Source organism: Bacteroides faecichinchillae JCM 17102, assembly GCF_000614145.1.
Taxonomy (GTDB): Bacteria; Bacteroidota; Bacteroidia; order Bacteroidales; family Bacteroidaceae; genus Bacteroides; species Bacteroides faecichinchillae.
The window spans coordinates 1-15169 of the sequence record NZ_BAKK01000069.1 but is presented as its reverse complement, the minus strand read 5'-3'; the positions used below and the strand labels follow the sequence as shown (position 1 = coordinate 15169).

The 15169-nt window shown below is 54.3% G+C and carries 15 protein-coding genes and 4 pseudogenes; 15 read left to right on the top strand and 4 right to left on the bottom strand.

Annotated features, from left to right (window positions below; genetic code table 11):
* The 4 genes from JCM17102_RS19640 to JCM17102_RS32035 all read right to left on the bottom strand — a co-directional run.
* On the bottom strand, nt 1-1154 hold a 1154-nt coding region (locus JCM17102_RS19640), incomplete at its 3' end, for a YWFCY domain-containing protein (protein ID WP_025076397.1).
* Between the two features lie 30 nt (nt 1155-1184).
* Nucleotides 1185-2432 carry a conjugal transfer protein MobB gene (gene mobB, locus JCM17102_RS19635; protein ID WP_004291483.1) on the bottom strand — a complete coding sequence of 416 codons (1248 nt, stop codon included), beginning with the start codon at nt 2430-2432 and terminating at the stop codon, nt 1185-1187.
* Nucleotides 2411-2839 (bottom strand): conjugal transfer protein MobA, encoded by a 429-nt coding sequence (mobA, locus tag JCM17102_RS19630; protein WP_004291488.1) that lies wholly within the window; start codon nt 2837-2839, stop codon nt 2411-2413. Before mobA ends, mobB begins: the two co-directional genes overlap by 22 nt.
* Nucleotides 2840-3220: 381 nt before the next feature.
* The gene (locus JCM17102_RS32035; protein ID WP_196029218.1) at nt 3221-3385 is read right to left on the bottom strand and encodes a hypothetical protein; all 165 of its coding nucleotides are present in this window, start codon (nt 3383-3385) and stop codon (nt 3221-3223) included.
* Here JCM17102_RS32035 and JCM17102_RS19625 point away from each other — a divergent pair.
* The 15 genes and pseudogenes from JCM17102_RS19625 to JCM17102_RS19560 all read left to right on the top strand — a co-directional run.
* Complete coding sequence (locus JCM17102_RS19625; RefSeq protein WP_005783105.1) at nt 3384-4310, top strand: ParA family protein; 927 nt, start codon at nt 3384-3386, stop codon at nt 4308-4310. The genes JCM17102_RS32035 and JCM17102_RS19625 overlap by 2 nt on opposite strands.
* A 2-nt stretch (nt 4311-4312) precedes the next feature.
* A pseudogene (locus JCM17102_RS28570) lies at nt 4313-4752 on the top strand (DUF3408 domain-containing protein).
* Nucleotides 4753-4754: 2 nt separating this feature from the next.
* Nucleotides 4755-5108, top strand: coding sequence for a DUF3408 domain-containing protein (locus JCM17102_RS19615; RefSeq protein ID WP_004291505.1), 354 nt, complete (start codon nt 4755-4757; stop codon nt 5106-5108).
* 16 nt (nt 5109-5124) lie between these two features.
* Nucleotides 5125-5853 carry a hypothetical protein gene (locus JCM17102_RS19610; RefSeq protein WP_004304280.1) on the top strand — a complete coding sequence of 243 codons (729 nt, stop codon included), beginning with the start codon at nt 5125-5127 and terminating at the stop codon, nt 5851-5853.
* A 201-nt stretch (nt 5854-6054) separates the two neighbouring features.
* Nucleotides 6055-6371 (top strand): annotated as a pseudogene (locus JCM17102_RS30040) (DUF4134 domain-containing protein).
* 10 nt (nt 6372-6381) lie between these two features.
* Nucleotides 6382-6714, top strand: coding sequence for a DUF4133 domain-containing protein (locus JCM17102_RS30035; RefSeq protein WP_004291514.1), 333 nt, complete (start codon nt 6382-6384; stop codon nt 6712-6714).
* Entirely contained in the window at nt 6711-9215 is a 2505-nt protein-coding gene (locus JCM17102_RS19600; protein WP_004291515.1) for a TraG family conjugative transposon ATPase, read from the top strand. The genes JCM17102_RS30035 and JCM17102_RS19600 overlap by 4 nt, the downstream gene beginning before the upstream one ends.
* 40 nt (nt 9216-9255) lie before the next feature.
* Nucleotides 9256-9636: a DUF3876 domain-containing protein gene (locus tag JCM17102_RS19595; RefSeq protein WP_004291516.1), complete on the top strand. Its 381-nt coding sequence runs from the start codon at nt 9256-9258 to the stop codon at nt 9634-9636.
* A gap of 23 nt (nt 9637-9659) precedes the next feature.
* Nucleotides 9660-10289 (top strand): DUF4141 domain-containing protein, encoded by a 630-nt coding sequence (locus JCM17102_RS30030; RefSeq protein WP_004304283.1) that lies wholly within the window; start codon nt 9660-9662, stop codon nt 10287-10289.
* A gap of 3 nt (nt 10290-10292) precedes the next feature.
* Nucleotides 10293-11296 (top strand): annotated as a pseudogene (traJ, locus tag JCM17102_RS28565) (conjugative transposon protein TraJ).
* Nucleotides 11297-11327: 31 nt separating this feature from the next.
* On the top strand, nt 11328-11951 hold the full coding sequence (traK, locus tag JCM17102_RS19580) for a conjugative transposon protein TraK (protein WP_004291519.1): 624 nt from the start codon (nt 11328-11330) through the stop codon (nt 11949-11951).
* 27 nt (nt 11952-11978) lie between these two features.
* Nucleotides 11979-12266, top strand: coding sequence for a TraL conjugative transposon family protein (locus JCM17102_RS31000; RefSeq protein WP_018697145.1), 288 nt, complete (start codon nt 11979-11981; stop codon nt 12264-12266).
* Nucleotides 12247-13598 (top strand): annotated as a pseudogene (gene traM / locus JCM17102_RS28560) (conjugative transposon protein TraM). The gene JCM17102_RS31000 and the pseudogene traM overlap by 20 nt, the downstream one beginning before the upstream one ends.
* A gap of 34 nt (nt 13599-13632) precedes the next feature.
* A complete protein-coding gene (traN, locus tag JCM17102_RS19565; protein ID WP_004291522.1) occupies nt 13633-14619 on the top strand; it encodes a conjugative transposon protein TraN in 987 nt (328 codons plus the stop codon).
* A gap of 2 nt (nt 14620-14621) precedes the next feature.
* Nucleotides 14622-15169, top strand: a 548-nt coding sequence (locus JCM17102_RS19560; RefSeq protein WP_025076398.1) for a conjugal transfer protein TraO, incomplete at its 3' end; no start/stop codon positions are given.

The following is a 15169-nucleotide window of genomic DNA, read 5'->3' as shown; positions in this document are numbered from 1 at the left end:
ATGAGCTGCTCCGCAGCCCCTCCAAGCCACGCATCCATGAACGGCGAAAGGTAGTTCTCCAGCTCCGGATAAGAGGTCAGTATCGGAAATATATCCTCGTAACGGCGGTTCAGAAACTCGATAGCATGGGGAAACGTGCAAAACTTCCCGTTCTGATAGATTTTGAGATACCAGATAATACTGGCAAACAGAATGATAGGTGACTCCACGAAGAAGTCGCCCTGCTTTTGCACCCACGTTTTATTGAGGTTGAGCATTATTGTGTAGGCACTCTCATAGGCATCCGTAATATCTTCCATAAAATCCGGGTGAATGGGATTGCACCGATGAGAGCGTCGCGGGTCGTCGAAGTTGATCACATAGAACTTCGGCTTTACCTTGTAGCCGTCCGGGTGGTTCAGCAAATGGTTGTAGGCAATAGTAGATAGGTCGGGATACTTGAAATCGTAGATGTATTGACTAAAGCCCTTTTCAATCTGTTGCTTGATAAAATTGTTTACCACGGCATAGGACTTGCCGCTGCCCGGCGTACCCAACACGATGGACGCACGGAAGGGATTAACTACATTGATCCAACCGTTGTTCCAGCGTTTCCTGTAATAGAAACGTGTCGGCAGATTGACCGAATACTCGCTTTCGATAAGCCTCGTTTCCTGCATGAAACTCTCGTTCTCGTTGTTGAAAACATCCTCCATCAAATTGTGTTTCAACAGGCGGCTCATCCACAGACCACCCATCAACAGGCAGACATAGCCCGTTCCAATGGTAAGGACATACAGTCCCGTCACCGCTTCAAGCGGCAGCGGCAGGGGCAGCAACCACCAGTTCAGGAAAAACAGCACGAACCCGACGGCAAATGCTGTCCAGATTCTCCCCCAAGTGATTTTCTCACCCTTGACACCCTTCGTACCCAGACAGGACAAGGCAAGCAAAAGGACGGAAAACAGCTTCGTGTAGAGAATGGAATGGAACAGCCCCGCCGTGCGGTCGAAGTTCAGAAGGATTTTGTCCACCACGCCGATGTTCACGCCCCACAGCCGGATGGCTTCGTAGCAGAACCAGTACACGTTCATGACCACTAAAATGATACTCACGGCACGCAGAAAATCCATGATTTTCGCCAATGCCCTCAAATCGTCTTCTTGTTGTGACATACATTGATTTTTTAATTGTTGATACTCTGATTACATACCCAAGCCCTTGCGTTTTTTCTTCTTTTTGCGCTTCATCGCCCGGATGAAAGCCTCTTCCTCGGCATCTACCGCCGGACCTTCGGGAGTGAGCAAGCCCATACCGCCCGATATATCTTCACTGTCGTAGGCGGTCTGCCCGTGTGCCTTGTCCGCAGCATCCACAGGGATGGATAGCGGTATCGGCGGTTGTCCGGCGTATGGCAGGGTGAAGTGTTCCTGCAAGGCATTCGCCGAAAGCTCCTTACCCATGCGCGAACCGTTCAGCACGCATCCCGTGCGGTGGTCGATGAAGGTAGCCCCATAGATGCGCCCTTCCTCTGTGTAGCGCAGTACGGTGTCGATGCCCTTCTCTTTGAGTTGGGATACAAATTTGTCCTTGTCATAAGTGCCTTGCAGCACGGAAAGGACGGTGCGTTTCGTCATGTCTGCCAGTTTCCTATCCTTGATTTCCGATTTGGAACGGACAAACTTCTTCTGTACGGCTTCATAGCCTGCGGACTTCCCGAAAAGCGAGGATTTGAACGGGTTGCCCACCTTGTTACCCTTGTCGTCCGTGACGGAATAGACCAGCCCGTGATACTCCCGTCCGCGCACGTTGCCCCTCGCTTCCTCCACCGTCATATTATATAAGGAAAGGAGCGCACGGTATTCGCCCATCGTCTGGAAACGGTACTGCCCATTCAGAGCCTTCACGGTGTTGCCTACCTGCTTCTTCACATCACCTGCCGATGCGGCCACCTTGCGCAACGGATTATCCAATCTCTGATTTTTACGTTCTGCCGGATGCAATCCGTACTTCTGTTCCAGTTCCCTGCGGATACGGTCGCTGCGGCGGTAGAGAAAATCCCGGTTGAGCCTTTTCCCGTTCTCGTCCACGTTGACCGTCACGATGTGCAGGTGGTGGCGGTCGATGTCCTCGTGCTTGAATACAAGATAAGGCTGGTTTCCGAAACCGAGTTTTTCCAGATACTCGCGGGCGATATTCTGCAACTCAATATCGGTCAGCACATCCTCCGGGTGCGGGTTGAGAGAGATATGCACCACCGGCTTCTCGATCTTCATCTGCGGTGGCAGGAAGGTGAGAAAACCCTCCATCGCCTTGCCTATGTCCACCGTTCCCGAACCGTCATTGTAGATGCGGTTGGTGGTGAGAAGCCGCCCCTGCGCCTCGTTAATCTTCTCCCCGTTGTAGGCAATCGCGCCGTACAACGAACTTCCTACACTGATTTTTGCGACCATTTTGCCTCCATTTCCCTTGAAAGTTCCACAATCCGGCGGCTCAGTTTCACGAGTTCGACGGTGTGTTGCTCTAATTTGTAGAGCAACGCCATCGCCTTTTTCTCTGAAAAATGCAGCCTCAGTTCCTTCACGACTTGGTTGTAATTCGTACCCACGGCACGGAATTGTGCATGAAAATCCGACAGTTTGGTGTAATAGTCCACCAACGTCTTGTCCACCTTCAGCACCTTGAACGGTTGCCCGAAGAAGTGCGCTTTGAGGAAAACAGACCGTGCATAGACACCCGATTTTCCGAACATGGCGAGGAAACGGTTGTGTTCCTCCTCGTTGAAACGGACGGTGTACCGGTACACCGCCGGATCAAGTTTGGGATTTCTCCCTGATTTGCTTTTCCTTTTCTCTTTCATATTACTTTGGATTTAGCGGATTGACGGCATAAGCCGCCGCTTCGGATTACAGCACCGCAGTTCTGAAAGGCTTCCCGACTTCGGAGGGAAAGCCCGCCCCCTGCAAGGGCAAGTGCTTTTCGTGGCTGCTCAAAATATTTTGAGCGGCTGAAAAGACATCTTGCTATGTTCAGGTGAACATAAAAATCCGTCAGGGGACGGATTGGGAAAATACCTTTCAGGACTCCGGGCCGCGCGTCATCGGCGAACCCTGCTGTCCGGGTGCAAAGTTACGCCCTTAAAGCGGTATCGGACAGATGCTTGACCCGGTCAATGACTGCCAACCGGCGCAACGTGCCGCCACTTGCCGGAGAAGTGATACAGGTTCCAAAATATACTTGTTTATTTGCAGCATGATTCAAGAAACGAACGATTTGAAGATATGATAAACGGAACATTCAAATACCCGGAAATCCGCTTCTTCGGATACTTGCCGAAACGGATACCCGAACCGTCGGAAACCCGGTTCTCCGACAATTCGGTGACGTATGGATTCAATGACTTCATGACGCAATGTCGTCAATCACCATTTGTCCGACGCACCGCTTCACCACAGAACCGGATACGCGACGACCCGCCTGCGTGTGTAGTCACGGAAGCGGATGGTGCGACAGCCAAATCCGTATGGAAACAGAAAAACAAATCATCAACAATTAAAATAAATGGAACTATGAGTAAGGAAATCTTCGTTGCATTCGCAACACAGAAAGGTGGCATCGGCAAATCCACTGTCACGGCACTTGCCGCCAGCTACCTGCACAACGTGAAAGGCTACAATGTCGCCGTCGTGGACTGCGACGACCCGCAGCACAGCATCCACGGGCTGCGCGAACACGAAATGGGGCTTATCGACAGCAGCACCTACTTCAAGGCTCTCGCTTGCGACCATTTCCGCCGGATCAAAAAGAACGCCTACACCATCGTCAAAAGCAATGCGGTGAACGCCCTCGACGATGCCGAGAGGATGATTGCCACTGAGGACGTGAAACCCGACGTGGTGTTCTTCGACATGCCCGGCACACTCCGAAGCAACGGCGTGATAAAGACGCTCTCGCAGATGGACTACATTTTCACTCCGCTGAGTGCCGACCGCTTTGTCGTGGAGAGTACCCTGAAATTCGTCACGATGTTCCGCGACAGGCTGATGACTACCGGACAGGCGAAAACAAAGGGGCTGCATCTGTTCTGGACGATGGTGGACGGCAGGGAGAGGAACGACTTGTACGGCATCTACGAGGAAGTGATAGCCGAAATGGGCTTTCCGGTACTTTCCACCCGCTTGCCCGACAGCAAGAAGTTCCGCCGTGACCTTTCGGAAGAGCGCAAGAGCGTTTTCCGCTCCACCATCTTCCCGATGGACACGGCACTGCTGAAAGGGAGTGGCATCCGGGAGTTTTCCGAAGAGATAAGCGACATCATCAGACCGCAGTGAGCATGGGCAGCAGGAAAGTGAACACGGAAGGCATCGACGAGGAACTGCTGTTAGCTCCATCGGGCGGCGCACACAGGACGGGACACTGCGCCCCGCACAGGAAGTACCCGCAGCTGCACCGACCGAAGAGGACACCGCCGCACCGGAACCATCTCCTGTGCAACCCGTAACACGGGAAAAAGCGCAGAGGGAAAGTGGACGCCGGAAAAGGCAGGACGAGGACTACAACGAGCTATTCCTGCGCCGCAACGAGATAAAGACCCGCCAATGTGTCTATATCAGCCGTGACGTCCACGGCAAGATCCTCAGAATCGTGAACGACATCGCCGGAGGGGAAATCTCAGTAGGCGGATATGTGGATACCGTGCTGCGCCAGCATCTGGAACAGCACAAGGAGAGAATCAACGAACTGTACAAGAAACAACGTGAAGATCTGATTTGAAAATGGAAAAAGAAATGACACCGAATGAAAAAAGACCACAGCAAGACTGCGGAGGTATGTTTACCCAAGTGCAGGCGAGTGTGGAAATACTGTCGCCTGTCCCGGTAAGCGGCAAATGCAGTGAGAAGGACTATGAACGCCTGTTCATCCGCGACCCGGAAGTAAAGGCACGTGAGGGGAAGATGGCGTATGTGCGCCCGGAGTACCACGAGCGTATCATGCGTATCACCCGTGTAATCGGGCATGACCGGCTTACGCTGTCCGCTTACATCGACCATGTGCTGACGCACCACTTCAACCAGTGCGAAGATGCGATAAAGAGCCTTTATGCCCGAAATTACAATTCAGTATTCTAACCAAAAACGGAAGGATATGAATTACACAATCAGCATGACAGACATTCTGCTGGCGGTATCGGTCGGCTGCAACCTCTGGTTCCTGTTCCTGCTCCTTTACGAGCGCATCATGGACACGCGGATTGTCCGCTTCTTCAAGGGCATTGTCGGATTATGGCGGTCACTGGACGGGAATGAGGCTAAACGCATAGCGGCACACGAGGAAGTCCCTGCGGAAAAGGCGGACATCATCGGCAAGAGCCGTTTCAGGATGGCATCCACCCGGACAACCGCTGCCATACCGACGCAAGAAGCCGCCACTATTGAAAAAGGCATTGAGCTGTCGGAGGAAGAGGCTACTTTTGACGACGGAAAAACGGGAAACGCATCCCGCCCGGCACAAGTCCCGGAGGAAAAACTCGATGAGACCTTCACGAGCATACCGCCGGAGGAACTGGGATACGGGGACGACGAACCGGAAGAGGACGCCTCGGACACGCCACGGGCTTCGGGCAGCAGCTTTGACGAGATTGACGACGCCTGCAAGACCGCCAAAAACCCGGACGCGACACAGGCGGAACGTGAAAAGGCGGCTAAGGTGTTCACCGACATGGAGGGCACGGAGTTGTACGAGAAAATGATGGAAGGCTCTTCGGAGATAGGCATCCGCATCAAGGGGCTTATCGAGATTCGGCTGAAGAAATCTGAAAAGGAGTTCGTCGTGCCGGACAACATCGAGGAGTTCGACATTCGCAACTATGTATGACAACAATAAAAGAAATGAACATGAAAGAATGACATCAACCCACGCGGCGAGGAAACGCAAGGCGCATCCCCATCCGCAACGGACACGCCCACGTCCGTGGAAACAAACGGGCATCCACTAAAACCAAAGTAAAGAAACAAAGTATCAACCGCCCGACAAAGGACCATCCACCCTTTTGACGGCAAAAAACAAGAACAGTTTATGAACAAGAACATCTTGAAAAACAGAAAAGCAATCCTCTCCGCGGCACTTGTCATCGCCGCAACCGCCTCCGCTTTCGCGCAGGGAAACGGCATCGCGGGCATCAACGAAGCCACCTCTATGGTGAGTTCTTATTTCGACCCCGGAACTAAACTGATATACGCCATCGGTGCAGTCGTCGGGCTTATCGGGGGCGTAAAAGTGTACGGCAAGTTTCATCGGGCGACCCCGACACCAGCAAGACAGCCGCCTCGTGGTTCGGCGCGTGCATCTTCCTGATTGTTGCCGCCACCATCCTGCGCTCATTCTTCCTTTAATAAATAATGTATGGCTGAATACCCAATCAACAAGGGTATCGGCCGTCCGGTAGAGTTCAAGGGCTTGAAGGCACAGTACCTCTTCATCTTCTGCGGAGGTCTGCTGGCTCTCTTCGTCCTGTTCGTCATCCTCTACATGGTCGGTATCGACCAGTGGATATGTATCGGCTTCGGCGCGGCATCGTCCTCCCTCCTTGTATGGCAGACCTTCGCGCTGAACGCCCGGTACGGTGAACACGGGCTGATGAAATTAGGAGCGGCACGGAGCCATCCCCGATACCTTATCAACCGGCGGCGGATAACCCGTCTGTTCAAACGACAACGAAAGGAAGAAAGACAATGAGGAATACATCGAAAATGACAACACTGGAAAACAGGTTCCCACTTTTAGCGGTGGAGCATGGCTGCATCATCTCAAAGGACGCCGACATCACGGTGGCTTTCGAGGTGGAACTACCGGAACTTTACACCGTGACGGGTGCGGAGTACGAGGCGATACACAGTTGCTGGTGCAAGGCTATCAAGGTGCTGCCGGACTACTCCGTCGTCCACAAACAGGACTGGTTCATCAAGGAACGCTACAAACCGGAGCTTCAGAAGGACGACATGAGCTTTTTAAGCCGCTCTTTCGAGCGTCACTTCAACGAGCGTCCGTACCTGAAACACACCTGCTACCTCTACCTGACCAAGACAACAAAGGAGCGTAACCGGATGCAGAGCAATTTCAGCACGCTGTGCCGGGGACATATCATCCCGAAGGAGCTGGACAGGGAAACCACGACCAAGTTCTTGGAAGCCTGCGAACAGTTCGAGCGCATCATGAACGACAGCGGGCTTGTCAGGCTGCGCCGCCTCTCCACCGATGAGATTGTGGGTACTGAGGGAAAGACGGGACTTATTGAACGCTACTTCTCGCTCATGCCGGAAGGTGACACCACCTTGCAGGACATCGAGCTTTCGGCAAGGGAGATGCGCATCGGCGACAACCGCCTGTGTCTGCACACCCTCTCCGACGCGGAAGACCTGCCGGGCAAGGTGGCTACCGACACCCGTTACGAGAAGCTCTCCACCGACCGGAGTGACTGCCGACTGTCATTCGCCTCCCCGGTGGGGCTTCTGCTCTCCTGCAACCATATCTACAACCAGTATGTGCTGATAGACAACAGTGAGGAAACCTTGCAGAAGTTCGAGAAGTCCGCCCGTAACATGCAGTCGCTATCTCGCTATTCAAGGAGCAACAGCATCAACCGCGAGTGGATAGACCAATACCTGAACGAAGCCCATTCCTACGGACTGACCTCGGTACGGGCACACTTCAACGTCATGGCGTGGAGCGACGATGCGGAGGAACTGAAGCATATCAAGAACGACGTGGGCAGCCAGTTGGCAAGCATGGAATGCGTGCCGCGCCACAACACCATCGACTGCCCGACACTCTACTGGGCGGCGATACCCGGCAATGCGGCGGACTTCCCGGCGGAAGAGAGTTTCCACACCTTCATCGAACAGGCGGTGTGCCTGTTCACAGAGGAAACCAACTACCGCAGCTCGCTCTCGCCCTTCGGCATCAAGATGGTGGACAGGCTCACGGGAAAACCGCTGCACCTTGACATCTCCGACCTGCCCATGAAGCGAGGTATCACGACCAACCGCAACAAGTTCGTGCTGGGTCCTTCGGGCAGCGGCAAGTCTTTCTTCATGAACCACCTCGTGCGCCAATATTATGAGCAAGGCGCACATGTGGTATTGGTGGACACGGGAAACTCCTATCAGGGCTTGTGCGGCATGATCCGACGCAAGACAGGCGGAGCGGACGGTGTGTATTTCACCTACACGGAAGATAAGCCCATCAGCTTCAACCCGTTCTACACCGACGATTACATCTTCGACGTGGAGAAGAAGGACAGCATCAAGACCCTGTTGCTGACGCTCTGGAAGTCGGAGGACGACAAGGTGACAAAGACGGAGAGCGGCGAGCTGGGCAGTGCCGTGAGTGCCTATATTGAGCGCATCCAATCCGACCGTAGCATCGTGCCGTCGTTCAACACCTTCTACGAGTATATGCGTGACGACTACCGCAAGGAACTGGCACAGCGTGACATCAAGGTGGAGAAGTCCGACTTCAACATCGACAACATGCTCACCACCATGCGGCAGTATTACCGGGGCGGGCGTTACGATTTCCTGCTCAACTCCACGGAGAACATCGACCTGCTCGGCAAGCGGTTCATCGTCTTCGAGATAGATTCGATTAAAGAAAACCGCGAACTGTTCCCCGTCGTGACCATCATCATCATGGAAGCCTTCATCAACAAGATGCGGCGGCTGAAAGGCGTGCGGAAACAGCTTATCGTGGAAGAGGCTTGGAAGGCCCTCTCATCGGCGAACATGGCTGAATATCTGCGCTATATGTATAAGACGGTCAGAAAATATTACGGCGAGGCAATCGTGGTGACGCAGGAGGTGGACGACATTATCAGTTCTCCGGTGGTCAAAGAGAGCATTATCAACAACTCGGATTGTAAAATCCTGCTTGACCAAAGGAAATATATGAACAAGTTCGACCAGATACAGGCGTTGCTCGGACTGACGGAAAAGGAGAAGTCGCAGATACTCTCCATCAACATGGCGAACAACCCTTCACGGCTCTACAAGGAGGTGTGGATAGGCTTGGGCGGCACGCAGTCGGCGGTCTATGCCACGGAGGTCAGCGCGGAAGAGTATCTGGCGTACACCACCGAGGAAACGGAAAAAGTGGAGGTTTACCGTCTGGCGGAGAAGCTGGGCGACGACATCGAAGCCGCCATCCGGCAGCTTGCCGAAAGGCGGAGAAACAAGGAATAACTAAAAAACAGAATGTATCAACCAAAAAAGAAAAACGCGTATGAATTTACCAAAAGTGAAAATGCTGCAAGTCAGCAAGTGCCTTATCGGATTGGCGGTCATGATGCTGCAATCCTGCGACGTGGCCGACAACCGCCGCGACATGCTGTGCGGGAACTGGGAGAGCGTGGAGGGAAAACCTGACGTGCTTATCTACAAGGAGGGCGAAGCCTACAAAGTGACGGTGTTCCGTCGTAGCGGTCTGCGCCGCAAGCTCAAGCCGGAAACCTATCTCTTGCAGGAGGAGAACGGCAACCTGTTCATGAACACCGGCTTCCGCATCGACGTGTCCTACAACGAGGCCACGGATGTGCTGACTTTCTCGCCAAACGGGGACTATGTGCGGGTGAAGCCGCAGCCGGGACATCCGACCGAAGAATAACAACCACTAAAATCCAAAGTAACATGAGAACAAGAATAACAATGATTATCTGCCTGTGCCTGCTTTTCGCGGGCAGGGCAAGCGCACAGTGGGTCGTAAGCGATCCGGGCAATCTAGCGCAGGGCATCATCAATGCCTCCAAAAACATCATCCATACCTCCAAGACCGCCACGAACATGGTGAGCAACTTTCAGGAGACGGTGAAAATCTATCAGCAGGGCAAGAAGTATTACGATGCCCTCAAATCGGTGAACAATCTGGTCAAGGACGCCCGCAAGGTGCAGCAGACCATCCTGATGGTGGGCGACATCACAGACATCTATGTGAACAGTTTCCAACGGATGCTCCGTGACGGGAATTTCAGACCCGAAGAGCTTTCCGCAATCGCTTTCGGCTACACGAAACTGCTGGAGGAAAGCAACGAAGTGTTGACGGAACTCAGGAACGTGGTGAACATCACCACGCTCTCCATGACCGACAAGGAGCGCATGGACGTGGTGGAACGCTGCCACTCGAAGATGAAGCGTTACCGCAACCTCGTGAGCTACTACACGAACAAGAACATCTCCGTGAGTTACCTGCGTGCGAAAAAGAAGAACGACCTCGACCGCATCATGGGGCTGTACGGGAACATGAACGAAAGATACTGGTAGCCTATGAAGTTCGACAACCTTCATCAGATTTTACGTTCACTTTATGAGCAGATGATGCCGCTGTGTGGGGACATGGCTGGTGTGGCGAAAGGCATCGCCGGCTGGGTGCGCTGTTCTACGTCGCCTACCGGGTATGGCAGTCGCTGGCGAGAGCTGAACCGATAGACGTATTCCCGATGCTCCGTCCTTTTGCCATCGGTCTGTGCATCATGTTCTTCCCGACTGTGGTGCTGGGCACGATAAACAGCATCCTCTCACCCGTCGTACAGGGCACGGCAAAGATGCTGGAGGCGGAAACGCTGGACATGAACCGATACCGGGAGCAGAAGGACAAACTGGAATACGAGGCGATGGTACGCAACCCCGAAACCGCCTACCTCGTGTCCAACGAGGAATTTGACAAGCAACTGGAGGAACTCGGCTGGTCGCCCTCCGACATGGTGACGATGGCGGGAATGTATATCGACCGGGGAATGTACAACATGAAGAAGAGCATCCGCGACTTCTTCCGCGAGATACTCGAACTGCTGTTCCAAGCCGCCGCCCTCGTGATAGACACCGTCCGCACCTTCTTTCTCGTGGTGCTGGCGATTCTCGGTCCGATAGCCTTCGCCCTGTCGGTATGGGACGGTTTCCAAAACACGCTCACGCAGTGGATATGCCGCTATATACAGGTCTATCTGTGGCTACCGGTATCGGACATGTTCAGCACCATACTGGCGAAGATACAGGTTCTGATGCTGCAAAACGACATCGAGCGGATGCAGGCAGACCCGAACTTCTCGCTGGATTCGAGCGACGGGGTGTATATCGTATTCCTCTGCATCGGCATCATCGGCTACTTTACCATTCCCACCGTTGCGGGCTGGATTATCCAAGCCGGAGGCATGGGCGGTTACGGTCGCAACGTGAACCAGATGGCGGGACGAGCCGGAAGCATGGCGGGCAGCGTGGCGGGTGCAGCCGCAGGAAACGCAGTCGGACGTGTCGGCAAATTGCTGAAATAATCAATGTGCAATCATAAATTGGAAAATATAAATGGAATTCAAATCACTTAGAAACATCGAATCGTCGTTCAGGCAGATACGCCTGTTCGGTATCGTCTTCCTCTCGCTGTGCGCCGTGGTGACGGTGTGGAGCGTGTGGAACTCCTACCGTTTCGCAGAGAAGCAACGGGAGAAAATCTATGTGCTGGACAACGGCAAGAGCCTGATGCTCGCCTTGTCTCAGGATTTGTCGCAGAACCGCCCGGCGGAGGCACGGGAACATGTGCGCCGTTTCCACGAGATGTTCTTCACGCTATCACCTGAAAAAAGCGCGATTGAACACAACGTGAAACGTGCCTTGCTGCTGGCGGACAAGAGCGTGTACCACTATTATTCGGACTTCGCGGAGAAGGGGTACTACAACCGCATCATCGCCGGGAACATCAACCAAGTGCTGAAGGTGGACAGCGTGGTGTGCGACTTCAACGCCTATCCCTACCGTGCCGTGACCTACGCCACACAGAAAATCATCCGGCAGAGCAACGTCACCGAGCGCAGCCTCGTGACCACCTGCCGCCTGCTGAACGCATCGCGGTCGGATGACAACCCGAACGGTTTTACCATCGAGGGTTTCACCATCATTGAGAACAAGGATTTACAGACTATCAAACGGTAACAGGACATGAAAAGTATCAGAAAATCAATGTGGGGCATGTATTGGAAACTCCACGACAAACGGAAACGCTTGGCGGCAAGTCTCAAAGGGTATCTGGACGGCTTGCCGCCGGAAACACGCCGCCGCATCGTGCTGGGGATGTTCGCCGCCTTCGCGGTGCTTGCCCTTTACACCTTCGGCAGAGCCGTCTATGACATCGGCAGGAACGACGGCTCACATATGGAAACGGGACACGCCGGACGGGTGGAACTGCCGACCCCGGCGGAAACAGGCAATCACTTAACACCTTATTTATATGGAACAGACAAAGAATGAACCGACGAAAGAGAACAAAGCTGCTCCCGAAACGGGGAAACCGAAAAAGGAGCGCGAACCGCTGACAGAGGCGCAACGGCTGAAACGGCAGAAGATGATCGTGCTGCCCGCTATGGTGTTGGTGTTCATCGGGGCGATGTGGCTGATATTCGCCCCGTCCTCCGGCAAGGAGCAACCGCCGGGAACGGACGGATACAACACCGAGATGCCCGACGCTGACAAGGCGAACCGGCAGATTATCGGCGACAAGCTGAAAGCCTACGAGCATGGGGAGATGGAAGAGCGTCAGGAGAGCCGCAACCGTGCCATCGGGCAGCTGGGCGACATGTTCGACCGCGAGATAGCGGGAACGGAGAACGGAGTGGACTTCGACCTCGCCAATCCGGGCGGCAAGGAAGAAAGGGCAAAGCCAGCCACGCCGCAGACCATCCAGTCCTCCGCAGCCGCCTACCGTGACCTGAACGCCACGCTCGGAAACTTCTACGACCAGCCGAAAAACGACAATGCGGAGATGGACGAATTGTTGGAGCGCATCGCATCGCTGGAGTCGGAACTGGAAAGCGAGAGGGGCAAGGCTTCCTCTATGGACGAGCAGGTGGCTCTTATGGAGAAGTCCTACGAGCTGGCGGCAAAGTACATGGGCGGTCAGAACGGAGGACAGCCATCGGCGGAACAGAGGGCAGAGCCAACTACCGTGCAGAAAGGGAAGAAGAACAAGGCAATGCCTATCAGACAGGTGGAGCATCAAGTAGTTTCTTCACTCTCACAGCCTATGAGTAACGCGGAGTTTGTCGCCGCCTTATCGCAGGAACGCAACCGGGGTTTCAACACGGCTGTCGGCACGGCGGAGGTATTGGACAGGAACACCATACCGGCGTGCGTGCATGGGGCGCAGAGCGTGACGGACGGGCAGACGGTAAGGCTGCGCCTGCTGGAGCCTATGGCGGTGGCAGGCAGGACAATACCCCGGGGTGCGGTGGTGGTCGGCACGGGCAAGATACAGGGTGAGCGGCTCGACATCGAGATTACCTCGCTGGAATACGACGGCACGATTATCCCCGTGGAGCTTGCGGTCTATGACACGGACGGACAGCCCGGCATCTTCATCCCGAACTCGATGGAGATGAACGCCGTCCGGGAGGTCGCCGCCAACATGGGCGGCTCGCTGGGAAGCAGCATCAACATCTCCACCAATGCCGGGGCGCAGCTCGCCTCCGACTTGGGCAAGGGCTGATACAAGGCACGAGCCAGTACATCGCCAAAAAGATGCGAACCGTCAAGGTGCATCTGAAAGCCGGGTACAGGGTCATGCTTTACCAAGAAAAATATTGAAAACAATAAAAATTACCACTAAAATCCAAAAGTAATGAGAAAAGTAATCATCATGTTTGCCCTCGCTATGGGCATCATAACTGCCAACGCGCAGGAGAATGTAACCGTTGAAACGACCAACGGAAGTGAACAACCGACCTTGACGAAGGAGGTCTATCCGCAGAAGGAGGCGGACGGCGACCTATATCACGGGCTGTCACGCAAGCTGACCTTCGACCGCATGATACCGCCGCACGGTCTGGAAGTGACCTACGACAAGACCGTCCACGTCATTTTTCCGGCGGAGGTGCGCTATGTCGATTTAGGCTCGCCCGACCTGATTGCCGGGAAAGCCGACGGAGCGGAGAACATCATCCGTGTGAAGGCTACCGTAAGGAATTTTCCCAACGAAACGAATATGTCCGTCATCACGGAGGACGGCAGTTTCTACACCTTCAACGTGAAGTACGCCGCCGAACCGCTGTTGCTCAACGTGGAGATGTGCGACTTCATCCATGACGGCAGCACGGTGAACCGCCCGAACAACGCGCAGGAAATCTATCTGAAAGAGCTGGGCAGCGAAAGCCCGATGCTGGTGCGCCTTATCATGAAGTCCATCCACAAACAGAACAAGCGCGAGGTGAAGCATATCGGCTGCAAGCGTTTCGGCATCCAATACCTGTTGAAAGGCATCTACACGCACAACGGCTTGCTTTATTTCCACACGGAGATAAAGAACCAGAGCAACGTGCCTTTCGATGTGGACTACATCACTTGGAAAATCGTGGACAAGAAGGTTGCGAAGCGTACTGCCGTGCAGGAGCAGATTATTCTGCCGCTCCGCGCGCAGAACTACGCCACCCTCGTGCCGGGCAAAAAGAGCGAGCGCACGGTCTTCACGATGGCGAAGTTCACCATCCCCGATGACAAGTGCCTCGTGGTGGAATTGAACGAGAAGAACGGCGGCCGTCACCAGTCCTTCGTGATTGAGAACGAGGATTTGGTACGCGCGGGTACCATCAACGAACTTCAAGTACGCTGACCATGAGAAAGTACATCGCAATAATCATCGCGTCGCTTGCCCTTTTTACAGGGCAGGCGCACGCCCAGCGGTGTCTGCCGAAGATGCAGGGCATCGAGGTGAGGGCGGACATGGCGGACGGCTTCAATCTCGGCGGCAAGGACGGCGGGTACAGCTTCGGGGCGGCTCTCTCCACCTACACGAAGAAGGGGAACAAGTGGGTGTTCGGTGGCGAATACCTGTTGAAGAACAATCCCTACAAGGACACCAAGATACCCGTGGCGCAGTTCACGGCGGAGGGCGGCTATTACTTCAAGATACTGTCGGACGCCCGAAAGATTGTTTTCGTCTATGCCGGGGCTTCGGCTCTCGCCGGATATGAGGCGGTAAATTGGGGGAAGAAGGTGCTGCATGACGGCTCCACGCTGCACGACCGGGACGCCTTCATCTACGGCGGTGCGCTGACGCTCGATGTGGAGTGTTACGTGGCAGACCGTATCGCCCTGCTTGCCAACCTGCGGGAGCGTTGCCTTTGGGGTGGCGACACACGGAAGTTCCACACGCAGTTCTT